11 protein-coding genes and 1 pseudogene are annotated in these 15,672 nt (G+C 66.0%); 4 read left to right on the top strand and 8 right to left on the bottom strand.

Translation table 11 applies throughout. The annotated features are described in order from the left end of the window. Positions 1–4: 4 nt before the first annotated feature. Positions 5–808 carry a ComF family protein gene (locus NLR35_RS18260; protein ID WP_257167905.1) on the bottom strand — a complete coding sequence of 268 codons (804 nt, stop codon included), beginning with the start codon at positions 806–808 and terminating at the stop codon, positions 5–7. Positions 809–887: 79 nt separating this feature from the next. Here NLR35_RS18260 and NLR35_RS18255 point away from each other — a divergent pair, with 79 nt between their 5' ends. After that, positions 888–1,745 carry a methyltransferase domain-containing protein gene (locus NLR35_RS18255; protein WP_257167904.1) on the top strand — a complete coding sequence of 286 codons (858 nt, stop codon included), beginning with the start codon at positions 888–890 and terminating at the stop codon, positions 1,743–1,745. A gap of 108 nt (positions 1,746–1,853) precedes the next feature. Here the strand turns inward: NLR35_RS18255 and NLR35_RS18250 are convergent, their stop codons facing one another. Then, entirely contained in the window at positions 1,854–2,264 is a 411-nt protein-coding gene (locus NLR35_RS18250; protein WP_009026393.1) for a (deoxy)nucleoside triphosphate pyrophosphohydrolase, read from the bottom strand. A 189-nt stretch (positions 2,265–2,453) separates the two neighbouring features. Between NLR35_RS18250 and NLR35_RS18245 the strand changes: the two genes are divergently transcribed. Beyond that, positions 2,454–3,794, top strand: a complete 1,341-nt coding sequence (locus tag NLR35_RS18245) for a TadE/TadG family type IV pilus assembly protein (protein ID WP_257167903.1) — start codon at positions 2,454–2,456, stop codon at positions 3,792–3,794. Between the two features lie 91 nt (positions 3,795–3,885). Beyond that, entirely contained in the window at positions 3,886–4,260 is a 375-nt protein-coding gene (locus NLR35_RS18240; protein WP_257167902.1) for an Ig-like domain-containing protein, read from the top strand. Between the two features lie 9 nt (positions 4,261–4,269). Here NLR35_RS18240 and argJ read toward each other — a convergent pair whose 3' ends face one another. Further along, complete coding sequence (gene argJ / locus NLR35_RS18235) at positions 4,270–5,511, bottom strand: bifunctional glutamate N-acetyltransferase/amino-acid acetyltransferase ArgJ (protein WP_257167901.1); 1,242 nt, start codon at positions 5,509–5,511, stop codon at positions 4,270–4,272. A gap of 287 nt (positions 5,512–5,798) precedes the next feature. Then, the gene (locus NLR35_RS18230) at positions 5,799–6,698 is read right to left on the bottom strand and encodes a peptidylprolyl isomerase (protein WP_257167900.1); all 900 of its coding nucleotides are present in this window, start codon (positions 6,696–6,698) and stop codon (positions 5,799–5,801) included. A 392-nt stretch (positions 6,699–7,090) separates the two neighbouring features. Between NLR35_RS18230 and secA the strand changes: the two genes are divergently transcribed. Beyond that, on the top strand, positions 7,091–9,943 hold the full coding sequence (secA, locus tag NLR35_RS18225) for a preprotein translocase subunit SecA (protein WP_257167899.1): 2,853 nt from the start codon (positions 7,091–7,093) through the stop codon (positions 9,941–9,943). Between the two features lie 479 nt (positions 9,944–10,422). Here secA and NLR35_RS18220 read toward each other — a convergent pair whose 3' ends face one another. The 4 genes and pseudogenes from NLR35_RS18220 to NLR35_RS18205 all read right to left on the bottom strand — a co-directional run bounded on the left by NLR35_RS18220 (position 10,423) and on the right by NLR35_RS18205 (position 15,638). Beyond that, entirely contained in the window at positions 10,423–11,535 is a 1,113-nt protein-coding gene (locus NLR35_RS18220; RefSeq protein WP_257167898.1) for a glycoside hydrolase family 3 N-terminal domain-containing protein, read from the bottom strand. Between the two features lie 75 nt (positions 11,536–11,610). Next, on the bottom strand, positions 11,611–12,909 hold the full coding sequence (locus NLR35_RS18215; RefSeq protein ID WP_257167897.1) for a flavin-dependent oxidoreductase: 1,299 nt from the start codon (positions 12,907–12,909) through the stop codon (positions 11,611–11,613). Positions 12,910–13,124: 215 nt separating this feature from the next. Beyond that, a pseudogene (locus NLR35_RS18210) lies at positions 13,125–13,618 on the bottom strand (GNAT family N-acetyltransferase). A 100-nt stretch (positions 13,619–13,718) separates the two neighbouring features. After that, positions 13,719–15,638 (bottom strand): acyl-CoA synthetase, encoded by a 1,920-nt coding sequence (locus NLR35_RS18205; RefSeq protein WP_257167896.1) that lies wholly within the window; start codon positions 15,636–15,638, stop codon positions 13,719–13,721. Between the last annotated feature and the right edge of the window lie 34 nt (positions 15,639–15,672).

The following is a 15,672-nucleotide window of genomic DNA, read 5'->3' as shown; positions in this document are numbered from 1 at the left end:
CAGATTATATGGGAGCGCGAGGGGCATCGACAACCCGGGCGAAGACTAGCACGCTGACCTCCGCCGCCTTGGCGCGCAGCAGCGCGCGGGCGCAGGCATCCACGGTCGCCCCCGTGGTCAGGACGTCGTCGACGATGACGATGCGGCGTCCCTGCACGTCGTGCAGGCGGTCTGAAGATACCTGGAATGCGCCCTGCACATTGCTGGCACGCTGGGGGCGCGACAAGCCGACCTGCTGCTCGGTGGCGCGGACCCGGCGCAGCGTATCGCCGCTCATTCGGACGCGGCTACAGCGGGCGACCACCCGGGCAAGGGCGCCGGACTGGTTATAGCGGCGGGAAAAGCCCCGCCGCCAATGCAGGGGCACGGGGACCACGAGGTCGGCTTCGGCCAGCAGCTCACGGCCGGCGCGGGCCATCCAGCGTCCCATGATCGGCGCCAGATCGGTGCGGTCCTGATATTTCAGCTGATGCACCAGGGTGCGTGCGACCTCGTCATAGCGCACCGCCGCGCGGGCGCGGGCATAGGCCGGCGGCGCCGCGATCGCCTCCATCGACAACAGCTCCGGACCGGGATCGTAGACGAAGGGGATGCCGAGCTTCGGGCAATAGGGCCGCTCGATGAACGACAGCTTGCCCCAGCAGGCGGCACAGACGCCCTCGCCGTCGACCGGCTCGCGGCAGGAGATGCACAGGGTCGGCAAGGCGATGTCGAGCGCCAGCTTGGCGACATGGGCGAGCCCGCCCTGCAGCGCGCCGGCGGCTGCGCGGATTCGTCCAGCGCTGATTGGAGCAAAGGTCACACCCATCTGTTGAGGCTAGCGCCGCAACCATCCTGGCTCAAGCGGTGCATTGCCCGTCCCGAAGGATCGGCGTAACCAGCCCGCCATGACCTCGCCCGCCACCGCTCCCGTCCTGTTCGATCGACGCCTGCTTGCGCTCAGGCAGCAGCGGGCTGCGAACGCGCCCGAGACTTTCCTGCTCGAGCGTGTGGCCGAGGATCTCGGCGATCGTCTTGCCGCGGTGAACCGCGCCTTCACGGATGCAGCCGACGTCTGGACCCCCGGTGCAGGGCTGAAGCCCTATCTTGCCGGGCGGATCTCTCGGCTCGCGCATCTCGCCGCGCCCGACACCGCTGACGAGCGTTTGCCGCTGGCGCCGCAGTCGCTCGATCTGGCGCTGTCGGCGCTGGCGTTCCAGTTCGTCAACGATCTCCCCGGCCTGCTGGTGCAGATCCGCCGTGCCCTGCGGCCGGACGGTCTGTTGCTCGCGGCGATGATTGGCGGCGATACGCTGACCGAGCTCCGGCAGAGTTTCGCGGCGGCCGAAGCCGAATGCGAGGGCGGCGTCTCGCCGCGCGTCGCTCCGTTCGCCGATCTGCGCGACATCGGCGGCCTGCTGCAGCGGGCCGGCTTCGCGCTTCCGGTGACGGATGTCGACCGCGTCGTGGTCCGCTATGCCAGCGCCTTCGGCCTGATGCAGGACCTCCGCCGCATGGGCGCGGCCAACAGCCTGGTCGAGCGCCGCCGCACGCCGCTGCGCCGCGCCACCCTGCTGCGCATGGCGGAGATCTACGCCGAGCGTTTCGCCGACCCCGACGGCCGCATCCGCGCCACCTTCGACATCATCTGGATCTCCGGCTGGGCGCCGCATGACAGCCAGCAGAAGCCGCTGAAGCCGGGCTCGGCGACGGCGAGTTTGGAGGCGGCGGTGAAGCGGAGTCAGGGGACCGGTGACCGCGAATAACCACGGTCGTCATCGCCGGGCTTGACCCGGCGATCCATTCTCTTCGCAAGGTGATGGATGCGCGGGTCAAGCCCGCGCATGACGACTGAATCTGTGGCACCACTCGGGCTACATCAACAAATCAATCAGATGCGGCAACAGCGGGATGTCGGCCGGCGGCATCGGATAGTCGCGCAGCTTGTTCGGCCGCACCCAGGCCAATTGCTGTCCTTCCCGCGCAGTGACCATGCCTTCCCAGCGCCGGCAGATGTACAGTGGCATCAGCAGATGAAACGTCTCATAGGCGTGGCTCGCAAAGGTCAGTGGCGCAAGGCAGGCCTCGCGCACGGTGATGCCGAGCTCCTCGTCGAGCTCGCGGATCAGGCTCGCCTCCGGGCGCTCCCCGGGCTCGAGCTTGCCGCCGGGAAATTCCCACAGGCCGGCGAGCGTCTTGCCGGGCGGCCGCTGCGCCAGCAGCACGCGGTTGTCGGTGTCGACGAGGGCGCAGGCGACGACGAGGGTGAGTTTCAAGTCAGGCATGATCCGGTCGGTCTTCGGCGCGCGCCGCGCTCATTCAATTCGAAGAGCCGGCCGCGCCTGTTGAGGGATTGTTAACCTAGGCCGTTTCGAGCGTCGTTTCCACGATTGAAATAAGCCGACCTTAACGGGCCGACGCGTATTTTCACGGGTGTCCGCCGTGACTCCCTCATGGTTCGTTAGGCATCTTTCATGCGAATTCTCTCCAGCCTCCTCGCCAGCCTGCTCGCTCGTTTGCGTCGCGATGTCAGCGGCAATGTCGCGGTGACGTTCGCCATCGTCTGCGTTCCCGTGATCACCGCCGTCGGCTGCGGCGTCGACTACAGCCGCAACAACCAGATGCGCGCCAAGCTGCAGGCCGCGGTGGATGCGGCCTCGGTCGGCGCGGTGTCGCGGACATCGCCGGCCTTCATCGCGGCAGGATCGATGAGCGGCGACGGCGCGATCGCCGTCGGCAACGACGATGCGCGCAAGATCTTCAACGGCAACATGTCCGGCACGACCGGCTACACGCTGAACAGCCTCACGCCCGATGTGAAGAAGGCCGGCTCGGTGGTGACGGCCACGGTGTCGTTCACGGCCACCGTGCCCACGATGTTCATGAGCATCGTCGGCTTCAAGACCATGACTCTGCAGGGCTCGTCGACGGCGAAGGCCTCGATGCCGAAATACATCGATTTCTACCTGCTGCTCGACAACTCGCCCTCCATGGGCGTCGCGGCGACCCCCGACGACGTGACCAAGATGGTCAACAACACTTCGGACAAGTGCGCGTTCGCATGCCACGACTACAACGATTCGAACAACTACTATAATCTTGCGAAGAAGCTCGGCGTCACCACGCGTATCGATGTGCTGCGCAGCGCCACCCAGCAGTTGATGGACAAGGCCGCGGCCACGCAGACCTATCCCAACCAGTTCCGCATGGCGCTCTACGATTTCGGCGCGGCGTCGAAGACGATCGGCCTGCGCGCTCTGTTCGCATTGTCGGCCAATCTGTCGAGCGCCAAGAGCGCCGCCGGAAATATCGACCTGATGGGCGTCTACGGCAACAACGACGCCTATACGGCCGACAAGGACACGCCGTTCTCGACCGTCTTCCCGGCGATCAACAACGAGATTTCGACGCCCGGCGACGGCACCACGGGCTCGCCGCTGAAATATCTGTTCTTCGTCTCCGACGGCGTCGCCGACGAAAGCAATGCCGCCTGCCTGAAGGCCAAGGCGAGCGGCAACCGTTGCCAGTCGCCGCTCAATCCGGCGCTGTGCACCGCGCTGAAGAACCGCGGCATCAAGATCGCGGTGCTCTACACCACCTATCTGCAGCTGCCGACCAACAGCTGGTACATGAGCTGGATCGATCCCTTCAACAAGGGACCGTTCGGACCGTCGCCGAACAGCGAGATCGCGCAGAACATGCAGGCCTGTGCCTCCGACGGCTTCTATTTCGAGGTGTCACCGACCCAGGGCATCGCCGACGCGTTGAGGAAGCTGTTCGAGCGGGCGGTGGCCGACGCACGCATCGCGAGTTGATCGGGATGGCGGCACAATCTGAACTATAGGTTGATTGTGCTGACGACCTGAGGTGATATCCGCAGGCGGATTTCATCAAGCGGAGATGATCGTGATCAAGGCTGCTGCACTTGCGTGTCTTCTGACTGTGGCGTTCTCGGCGGGAGCTTCAGCCGCCAATTGCCGGGTGCCAACGATCCGCACCTTGGAGAACCAGACCGTTCAAGGTCACATGTTCGCCAGCACCGGCAAGTCCTGCAGCATCATTCTCATCGGCTCCCGCGGACCGATGTCCGGCGCCCGCGTGCTGTCGTCGCCGAGCCACGGCACCGTCGCGGTCGAGGGACACAAGATCGTCTACCGGTCGACCCCCGGCTTCGTCGGTGAGGACCATTTCGCCTACGAGCGCCAGGGTGCCAATGCGCTCAACAGGCCGGTGACCAAGGGTGTCGAGGTCACCGTCCATGTCAGCAGCGAGAAGATCTGAAGGCTGGGCTCAGGAGCGGTAGTCGCCGTTGATCGCGACATACTCCTTGGTCAGGTCGCAGGTCAGCACGCGGTCGCGGCCCTTGCCGAGGCCGAGCGCGACCTTGATCTGGATGGTCTGAGCCTTCATGGCCTCGGAGACCTCCTTCTCGTCATAGGACGGATCGCGGGCGCCCTTCGACGCCACGCGGATGCCGTTGAAGGAGATCGACAGCTTGTCGCGATCGGCCGGCTCGCCGGCCTTGCCGACGGCCATCACGACGCGGCCCCAATTGGCGTCCTCGCCGGCGATCGCAGTCTTCACCAGCGGCGAGTTGGCGATCGACATCGCGATCTTGCGCGCCGACGGCTTGCTCTTGGCGCCCTCGACGATGATCTCGACCAGCTTGCGGGCGCCTTCGCCGTCGCGCGCCACCTGCTCGGCGAGGTCGGCCAGCACGGCGTTGAACGCCTTTACGAAGGCCTTGGCATTGGGATCGCTGATCCGGCTGATCTTGGTCGCGCCCTTGGCCGCGGCGGCGCCGGTGGCGAAGGCGAGCAGCGTGTCGGAGGTCGAGGTGTCGCCGTCGATCGTCACCGCGTTAAACGTGTCCTCGACGCCGGCCTTGAGCAGCGCCTGCAGGGCAGGGGCCGTGATCGGCGCGTCGGTGAAGATGAAGGACAGCATCGTCGCCATGTCGGGCGCGATCATGCCGGCGCCCTTGGCCATGCCGTTGATCGTCACCTTGGCCTTGCCGAGCTTGACGGTCGCCGTCGCGACCTTCGGGAAGGTGTCGGTGGTCATGATGGCGCGCGCGGCGCCCATCCAGTCGCCGGCCTCGGCGGTGCCGGCGAGGCCCTCGAGCACGCCGTCGAATTTGGTGGCGTCGAGCGGCTCGCCGATGACGCCGGTCGAGGCCAGGAAGATCTCGTCCTGTTTGCAGCCCAACGCCTTGGCGGCGATCGACGCCGTCAGCGCCGTCGACTGCTTGCCGGTCTTGCCGGTGAAGGCATTGGCGTTGCCGGAGTTGACCACCAGCGCGCGCGCCTTGCCGCCCTTCAGCTTGGCGCGGCACCATTCGACCGGGGCTGACGGGCATTTCGACTTGGTGAACACGCCGGCGACGGTGGTGCCGGGATCGAGCAGCGCCAGCAGCACGTCGGTGCGGTTCTTGTAGCGGATGCCGGCCGCGGCGGTCGCAAGCCTGACGCCGGCGAGCGCCGGCATGTCAGGGACTTCGGTCGGGGCGAGCGGGGAGACGGCTGAGGACATCGAGGTGCTTCCGGCGGAAGATTGCGGGAAGCGCTCTGTATCATCCTCATGGACGTAGTGGGAGGGGAGGCGCCCCCACACTCAGTCGTCATCCCCGCGAAAGCGGGGATCCATAACCACAGGATTTGATGGTGACCCTCGGGACTGGCCGCGTGCCCGTTTCGGGCATCACGCGGTATGGGTCCCGGCTCAAGGCCGGGACGATACCTTTTGTGACGCAGCGGTGACGGCTCTCTGACGAATACCTTAGGAGTCGACGAGGTGCGTACTAAGCGGAGCGAAGTCGCTTACTTCTTCGCCGGCTCGGCCGGCTTCGCGTCCGCCGGCTTGGCGGCGTCGCCGGCAGGCTTGTCGAGACGCTCGATCTTCGCCGCCTCGCGCAGCTTGCTGACGTAGTCGGCCTGGGCCTTGCGGGTCACGTAGGTCTCGATCTGGCTCTTGACCTGGTCGAATTCCGGCGGCTTGCGGTTGCGCTTCTCTTCGACCTTGATGATGTGCCAGCCGAACTGGGTCTTCACCGGGTCGGAGATCTTGCCGGGCTCCATCGAGAACGCGACGTTGGCGAATTCCGGCACCATCTGCTCCTTGGTGAAGAAGCCGAGGTCGCCGCCATCCGAGGCGCCCGGATCCTTCGACTTCTTCTTGGCGAGCTCGGCGAAATCGGCGCCCTTGGCGAGCTCGGCCTTGACGGCCTTGGCCTCGTCCTCGGTCTCGACCAGGATGTGGCGCGCATGCACCTCCTGCTCGCCGCCGATCTGCTTGGAGGCCTCCTCATAGACCTTCTTCATCGCGTCCGGCGTGGTCGCGGCCTTGCCCTCGCTGGCGAGCAGGCTGTCCATCAACAGGCGGTTGCGGGTGAAGGTGAGGCGCTTCTTGAAGTCCTCGCTGTCGGCGACCTTCTTGTCCTCGGCCGCCTTGGAGACGAGCTTCATGTCGATCAGGAACGACAGCACGTTGTCGTCCTTCGTCGCCGGGTCCATCTGCGCGAGGCTCGGCCCGAGCTCCTCCTCGGCGAGCGCGACGTCGCTCTTGCGGATCTCGGCGCCGTTCACCTTGGCCAGCACCGGGTTGGCATCGTCGGCGGCGCGCGCGGGGGCGACCAGCAGGGACAATGCGAGATTGCCGGCGAGAGCGGTGGCAAGGCCGAAGCGCAGGCCGGTTTTCGTAACCGGGAACGACGTGGTCATGGAAAATCCTTGTTCTGAAGAGGGGCTCGAGGGGCGTTACCTCTGGGCGGCGGGGACACTCGCCCAATCGCGGTGCCTTGGCAACGCGAAAAGTCTGTCAATTTCGTGAAATCGGCGACAGGTTAAGGGCGGATGTCCCGCTGTCGGGCGCCGTTGACAACGTTCCCCCCCAGCCATATCTCTGCCCGATCGCTTCAAGGGCGATAGCGCTTATTTTGCTGCGTTTTTGGCCATTGAACCCTGGTTTGCTCGTCCCCCACTCATCTGACGGCCGCCCGATGGCGCCGACGTTCGAGACTGGCGCGGGTGCTGCGGTGCATCACGCCGGGAACAGCAAACCCAAACCATGAGTTACGGCTGCAACGCAGACCCATAGAGGCAGGATTTCAGCAATGATCGGCGCGCTCGCCCGTAAGCTTTTCGGCTCCGCCAATGACCGCCGCGTCAAGGGCTACCAGTCGCGTGTCAACGCGATCAACGCGCTGGAGCCGGAGCTCGCCAAGCTGACCGACGAGCAGCTCAAGGCGCGCACCGCGGAGTTCAAGGCCCAGCTCGCCGACGGCAAGACGCTCGACGACCTGCTGGTGCCGGCCTTCGCCACCGTCCGCGAAGCGTCAAAGCGCACCCTCGGCCAGCGTCATTTCGATGTCCAGCTGATCGGCGGCATGGTGCTGCACGAGGGCGACATCGCCGAGATGAAGACCGGCGAAGGCAAGACGCTGGTCGCGACGCTCGCGGTCTACCTCAACGCGCTCGCCGGCAAGGGCGTCCACGTCGTGACGGTGAATGATTACCTCGCCCGCCGCGACGCCGGCTGGATGAGCCAGATCTACGGCTTCCTCGGCCTAACCACCGGCGTGATCGTCCACGGCCTCGACGATGCCGAGCGCAAGGCGGCCTACGCCTGCGACATCACCTACGGCACCAACAACGAATACGGCTTCGACTATCTCCGCGACAACATGAAGTACCGGCTGGAGGAGATGGTCCAGCGCGGGCACTTCTTCGCCATCGTCGACGAGGTCGACTCGATCCTGATCGACGAGGCCCGCACGCCGCTGATCATCTCCGGCCCGCTCGACGACCGCTCCGAGTTCTACAACACCATCGACACCTTCGTGCCGAAGCTCGACAAGTCCGACTACGAGGTCGACGAGAAGCAGCGCACGGTCACCTTGACCGAAGCCGGCATGGAGAAGATCGAGACCCTGCTGCGCGATGCCGGCCAGCTCAAGGGCGAGTCGCTGTACGACGTCGAGAACGTCTCCGTCGTGCATCACATCAACCAGGCGTTGCGCGCCCACACGCTGTTCACCCGCGACAAGGACTACATCGTCCGTGACGGCGAGGTCGTGATCATCGACGAGTTCACCGGCCGCATGATGCCGGGCCGGCGCTATTCGGAAGGCCTGCACCAGGCGCTCGAGGCCAAGGAGCACCAGCCGGTGCAGCCCGAGAACCAGACGCTGGCCTCGATCACCTTCCAGAACTACTTCCGCATGTATTCCAAGCTCGCCGGCATGACCGGCACGGCCGCCACCGAGGCGGACGAGCTGTTCGACATCTACAAGCTCGAAGTGCTGGAGATCCCGACCAACCTTCCGGTCGCGCGTCTCGACGAGGACGACGAGGTCTACCGCACCCAGCAGGAGAAATACGCCGCCATCCTCGCCGAGATCGAGCGCGCCAATTCGCGCCTGCAGCCGGTGCTCGTCGGCACCGCGTCGATCGAGAAGTCCGAGGTGCTGGCCGCCTATCTGAAGCAGCACGGCTACAAGCAGATCGATTTCGGCAGCGAGCGCGCGCTCGACAAGCTCTATGCCGCGGCCCGTGCCGGCAAGCCGGCTAAACTGTTCGCGGTGCTGAACGCGCGCTTTCACGAGCAGGAGGCCTACATCGTGGCCGAGGCCGGCGTCCCCGGCGCGATCACGATCGCCACCAACATGGCCGGCCGCGGCACCGACATCAAGCTGGGCGGCTCCTTGGAGATGCGCATCCAGCAGGAGGCGGCTGGCATTACTGATGAGGCCGAGAAGGCCGCCAAGATCGAGCAGATCAAGGCCGACATCGCCCGCTTCCGCGAGATCGTGCTGAAGGCCGAGGAAACGGTCGAGATCGAGCCGGCCAAGGGCTCGAAGCCCGCCAAGACCGTGACCAAGCCGGGCGGCCTCTACATCATCGGCTCCGAGCGTCACGAATCCCGCCGCATCGACAACCAGCTGCGCGGCCGCTCCGGCCGTCAGGGCGATCCCGGCCGTTCGAAGTTCTTCCTGTCGCTGGAAGACGACCTGATGCGCATCTTCGGCTCGGACCGGCTCGACAGCATGCTGACCCGCCTCGGCCTGAAGGAAGGCGAGGCCATCATCCATCCCTGGATCAACAAGGCGCTGGAGAAGGCACAGCAGAAGGTCGAGGCGCGCAACTTCGACATCCGCAAGAACCTCCTGAAGTTCGACAACGTCCAGAACGACCAGCGCAAGGTGATCTTCGACCAGCGCGTCGAGCTGATGCAGGACGAGAGCGTGGTCGAGACCATCACCGACATGCGCCACGCCTTCATCGACGACCTCGTCGCCAAGCACGTGCCCGAGCATGCCTATGCCGAGCAGTGGGACGTCGCCGGGCTGAACGAGGAGCTCAAGCGTGTGCTCGATCTCGACCTGCCGGTCGAGGACTGGGCCAAGGAAGAGGGCATCGCCGACGAGGAGCTGCTCAAGCGCATCGAGACTCAGGCCGACGAGCGCATGGCCGCCAAGGTCGGGCAATGGGGCCCCGACGTGATGCGCTACGTCGAGAAGACAATCCTGCTGCAGACGCTCGATCACCTCTGGCGCGAGCACCTGGTGATGCTCGACCATCTGCGCCAGGTCATCGGCCTGCGCGGCTACGGCCAGCGCGATCCGCTGCAGGAGTACAAGTCGGAAGCCTTCACGCTGTTCGAGGCGATGATCGCGCATCTGCGCGAGGCCGTCACCGCCCAGCTGATGCGCGTCGAGATCGTGCCGCCGGAAGAACAGCAGCCGGTGCTGCCGCCGATGCAGGCGCATCACGCCGATCCCACCACCGGCGAGGACGAGATGGCCTTCGCCAACGTCTCCCTGGTGCCGTCCTCCGGCGCCGCCCCGGTCCCCGCCGAAGCGCGCAACCCGAACGACCCGAATACATGGGGCAAGGTCGGCCGCAACGAGGACTGCCCCTGCGGCTCCGGCAAGAAGTACAAGCACTGCCACGGCCGCTACGCGTAAGCGCGGGCCGCGATAGTCTCTCTACGGGCAGTCCATCGACCGTCATTGCGAGCGTAAGCGAAGCAATCCAGAGTCGCCCACGACTCTGGATTGCCTCAGCCTACGCTCTTTGAGCTTCGGCGGACGCGTCGCTACGCTCGCAATGACACGACTGCCCGAGCTGCGCGTCCAACCCACCACTGTCGTCCCTGCGAACGCAGGGACCCATAACCACGGGATGACGTGAGGCGGCAGGCTGGTAGCTCCAGCCTTATTCTCTCAAATCGGCCGGTGGTTATGGGTCCCTGCGTTCGCAGGGACGACAGCGTTTGTTGGGCGCGATCCGGGCACACACTTCGCTGTCATCCCGGCGAGCGCCGGGATCCATAACCACCGGCCGATTTGCAGATGCCCGCTGATCGCTCCAGGATATCGCCTCACGCTCGCTGGAGCAGGGAACGCCGGTCAGCGCACAGCAACGCTCGCACGTCGCTGCTCGACTACGGCCGCTTCCAACCCGACGTCCACTGCCGGATGCGCGCCAACGAGCGTTGCACCCTTCCGCCCTTGATCTCACCCGAGCACACCGCCGCCGTCAGCGCGCCGTTGGTCTCGCGGCCGACATCGGAGGTCTGATCCTCGTCGCTGAACTTGGTGAACATGATGATGTCAGCGCCCGCCTTGACCGCATCGACGGCGGCCGCGGCCGGCGGCTTGGCGTCGAGGATAGCCTTCATCGCGAGATCGTCCGTCATGACCACGCCGTCATAGCCGACCTCGCGGCGCAGCAGGCGATCGATCGCATGTCCGCCGCTCTGGGTGGCGACGCCACCCCATTGCCTGGAATGCGCGAGATGGCCGACCATGATAGCGCCGGCGAGTCCTTGCCGGATCAGGCGCCTGTACGGCTTCAGCTCCGCTGATGACCATGTCTTGGTGACGTCGGCGATGCCGGCATGGCTGTCGGCGGTGGACGATCCATGACCGGGAAAATGCTTGAGCACCGTCAGGATGCCCTGCTTGCGGTGCGCCTCGATGAACGCCGCCGCATAGCGCACCACGGTGTCGGAATCGCTGCCATAGCTGCGCTGCCGTTGCCCGATGATCGGGTTCGACGGGTTGGTGTTGAGATCGACCACCGGCGCGAGGTTGATGTTGATGTGCAGCGTCGCGAGCTTCCCGGCGAGTGCGGCGTAGGTGCTGCGCGCCGCCGTGATGGAGCCCCGAGCGACCTCTGCAGCCGATGGTGTTTCGGCCAGGCCGATGTTCTGTCCGAGCCGCTCGACGGTGCCGCCTTCGTCGTCGATGGCGATGAACGGAGGAGCCGCGCATTTGCAGGACCGGATCCGCTCGATCATCGCGGTGAGATCATCCGACGTGCCGACATTGCGCCCGAGGATGACGACACCGCCGATGAGGCCCTCCTCAAGATCGGCGAGCAGCTGCTGGAATCCCTGATCCGACGGCTTGGTCCCGAAGAAACCGGCCATGATCATCGGGCCGACGAGTTGCGAGGTTGCCGACGTGTTGCTGCAGTGGGCAGCGAGGCTGGACTGACCCGACAGCGTCAGGACGGTGGCGGCCAGCAATAGCCGGCCTAATCGTCGGAGCATGGCGGTCTCCGCTGGGCGGCTGTTTCGGCGACTGCTCGCATGCACCGGTTCAGATCGCGTCGCACACGCCAGGTCTCAGATCGCCGCCAGGCTCTCGACCTTTGCCCCCTCCGCAATCGTCCGCTGCGCCGTATTCAGCTGCTCGATCGCAAACCCGGCCGCCTTCTTGTAGTTGGCCATGAACGCCTCGCGCTCGGCCGGCGGCACTATCTCATCGATGTTCGTGAACTTGCCGCCGCAGCGCTCGTCGACGAGATTGAGCAGGCCAAATGGGCCGGCGCCGCGGTTGCGCAGGATCACCTGCGAGATCGGGCCGCACAGTCTCTCGTCATAGGCAGCGAGCGCCGCCGGCGTCACGCCGTGGGCCAGCAGCATGGTGCCGAGCACGCGGGCGTCGACGATGGCCTGGCTCGCGCCGTTGCTGCCGGTCGGATACATCGCATGCGCCGCGTCGCCCATCAGCGCCACCGGGCCGTCGACCCAGGTGGAGACCGGATCGCGGTCGATCATCGGGTTCTCATAGGCGCCGTCGGCGCCGGCGATCAGTGCAGGGACATCGAGCCAGTCATAGGTCCAGCCGGCGAAATGCTGCGCGAATTCGCTGACCGGCACCTGCCGGAACCAGCCGGTCTGCTTCCAGCCCTCGGTGTTGTCCATCGTCACTTCCGCGATCCAGTTGATCAGCGCGAGCCCCGTCTTCGGATCGGGATGTGAAATCGGATAGACCACGACGCGATGGCGATGGGTGCCGAGGCCGACGAAGGACGAGCCGGTGCGCATCGGCTTCGCCCAGGTGACGCCGCGCCACATCACCGCGCCGCCCCAATGGATCGGCGGCTGGGTGGGATGCATCTGCGCGCGGACCGCCGAATGGATGCCGTCGGCGCCGATCAGCAGCCGCCCGCGCTGCTCGGAGCGCGAGCCGTCGGCGTGCTCGATGCGGGCCGTCACGGTCCCATCAGCATTCTTTTCATAACTCGCGACGCGACTGCCGAGCCGCACCGTCGCAGCGCCGGCGCGCTCGACCAGCCGGCTGTACAGCAGCATATGCAGCTTGCCGCGATGCACGGCGTATTGCGGCCAGTTGTAGCCGGCGAGCAGGCCGCGGGGCTCGGAATAGATGTCGTTGCCGTTGAGCCCGACCAGCGCCCATTCCTTCGCGGGCACGCCGACCTGGTCGAGGTCATCAGGCCCGATGCCGAGGTCGTACAACTCGCGCACCGCATTCGGCTGCAGATTGATGCCGACTCCGAGCGGCCGCATCTCGCGCACGCCCTCATAGACCACGCATGGCACGCCGATCTGCTGCAGGGTGAGCGCGGTCGCCAGGCCGCCGATGCCGCCGCCGGCGATGAGGACAGGAAGGTCGGTCATGGGCATGGGTCCGTCGCGCGTGAACTCGAAGGCAGAACTCGGAAAGAAAGGCCGAAGGGAATGAGGCACGGCATGTGCTGCGCGTGCGGATCGCCTCCCCTCGATCCGTGGCCAGCCTTGTCAGCTGGTCTGATGGTCAAGGCCTAGTTCAGAAGGCCTGCGGAGACAAGGGGCATGGGCTTCTCGCGCTTCGGTAGGCTGGTGCCATTCGGTAGTCATCGGAGTGCCTCGGTCGCCCCTTCAAGTCGCAGCCGTTTCGTCATGAACAGACTGAGCGGATCGAGTCGGTAAGCCCCGAACGGTCCGCAGTCCTGATAACCGGAGCTGCGATAGAGCCGGATCGCCTCCGGCTGTCGGATGCCGGTTTCGAGACTGAGGCAGTCGAGACCGCGACGGCGGGCCTCGTCTTCCAATGTCGTCAGCAGCTTGCGCCCAAGGCCGAAGCCGCGGGCCGCTTCGCGTACGAACAGCCGCTTGATCTCGCCATGTCGCGGGCCAGCTGGCCGCAAGGCGATCGAGCCGAGCAGCTTTCCCTCTCGACGGGCGGCAAAGAACACGACGCCGGGCGCCGAGAGGGCGTTGGCGTCGACGGGGGCATTGCTTTGGGCAGGGTGAGGGTGCGCAGAAAGGCATTGGCTTCGGCGATCAGGTCGGCGACGTCAGCCTGCCTGGCATCCTCGATCGCAATGTTGATATCGCTTGGGTTCATCGTCCCCGGCCAGACGAACGCGGCAAACTCGTCGCGATTGTGCCAGAGCACAGCCGCCTTGATCAAATGGCGGGACGGCGGCTTCGCCGGACATGGCTCTTCACTCCATCACCACCTCATGCCGGATCACGAACGGCGCCAGCAGCGTGTGCACCTCGTTCTCAACAGCTTCGCGGCTCTCCGCCGGCACGTTGCGCAGGGTCACCGTGGCGAGGCTGCCATGGCTGCCATGGGCGCCGACCTTGACGCTGCAATCGATGCCGCGGTCGGTCAGTTGCGATAGCACCTTGGTGAACACGCGCGTGGCGGCGTCCCAGCGCAGCTGCGGCTTGAACACCTTGCCGACGCCCGTGACCGGCATCGGATCGATCGGGATGATCTGCACCGGCACCGCGGCGCGCTCGGGCGTGCGGGCGCGCACCCAGTCTTCCAACTCGCCAGGCTGCACGGAGGCGCCCGGCTTGAGCTGGACGTAGCCGATCGGCAGTTCGCCGGCGTAGGCGTCGGGCTGGCCGACCACGGCGGCGAAGCCGACGGCGGGATGCTGGAACAGGATCTCCTCGATCGGCGCCGGATCGATGTTGTGGCCGCCGCGGATGACGAGATCCTTGGCGCGGCCGGTGATCCAGAGGAATCCGTCGGCATCGAGCCGTCCGAGATCGCCGGAGTTCACCCAGTGGCCGTCGACGAAGGCGCCCTTGTTGTGGGCGTCGTCGAGATAGCCGGAGAACACGCCGGGCCCGGCCATGATGACCACGCCGATCTCATCAGTTGCACAGTCGCGCTCATAGCGGCCATCGGCATCGAGCTTGACGATGCGCACCTTCGCGTAGGGCAGGGGCAGGCCGACCGAGCCGAGCCTGATCGGCTGGTCCGCATAGGCCATGGTGTGCACGCTCGCAGTCTCGGTCATGCCGTAGACCTCGATCACCGGCAGGCTCAGCCTGTCCATGATCGCTTGTCCCACTGCGACCGGAATCGCCGAGCCGCCGCCTGCGGCGTAGCGCAGGCTGGAGATGTCGGCGTTGCCTCGCGGCACCGCGAGTGTTGCGGCGAGCACCGTGGGCACGCTCGACAATGTCTCCGGCTTGTACTTCTCGACCAGGCCCCAGATGTTGCGCACCGCGTTCGGATTGCGCCAGCCGGCGCCCGAGAGCACGACGAGGCTGCCGCCGGCCGAGAGCGTCTGCAGCGCCTGCGTCAGCGAGCCGCCGACGTGGAACAGCGGCATGCCGAACAGCAGCGTGCCGCCGGGCTTGGCCTTGAGGACCAGGTTGATGCCCCAGGCCTGGTAGACCTGGTTGCCGTGGCTGTGGCGCACCAGCTTTGGCGTGCCGGTCGTGCCGCCGGTGTGGAAATAGGCCGCGGTGTCGCCGGCCTTGATCTGCCGGCCGCTGACGAGGTGATCGCTGGGCTGCGGCTTGATCAGATCGTTGAAGGCGTGGACGCCGTTGGCCGGATCACCGCCGCCGCCGTAAACCTGCACGATCGCCTTGAGGTGCTTGCAGCTGCCGCGCACCCTTTCGACCTTCTGCCAGATGTCGGTGCCGGGCAGCGGGCCGAGCGCCACCAGCACCTTGGTCTTGGCGGCGTCGAGGATCTCCGCGATCTGGTGCGGCTCGAGCAGCGGATTGACCGGGTTGGCGATCCCTGCAGCCTCCGCGCCGAACAGCGTGACGAACGCTTCGGGCACCAGCGGCAGCATCAAGCTGACGACATCGCCGGGGCCGACGCCGAGCGCATGAAACATGTTGGCGGCCTGCGTCACCCTCGCGATGAAGTCGCGATAGGTGATCACCACCGGTGTATCGGCGGGATCGGCATTCTGCAGAAACTGGATCGCCGGGGCATCCGGATTGGCCGCCGCGCCGCATTTCAGCGCCTCATAGGTACTCTGCGCGGCGATCCGTTCGCTGTACGGCGTCTGCTCGAAGGCGCGGATATCAGCCGTACTGGCGAATGTCGGATAGTCGCTGCCGATGGTGCGATCGAGCAGATGAATGCCCATAGAAATCGCCATGGCCCGTCCTCCCTGTGTCGTGTCCTCGTCCGGC

This window comes from Bradyrhizobium sp. SRS-191 (assembly GCF_024586915.1).
GTDB lineage: Bacteria > Pseudomonadota > Alphaproteobacteria > Rhizobiales > Xanthobacteraceae > Bradyrhizobium.
This window is presented reverse-complemented; position numbering and strand designations above follow the sequence as displayed.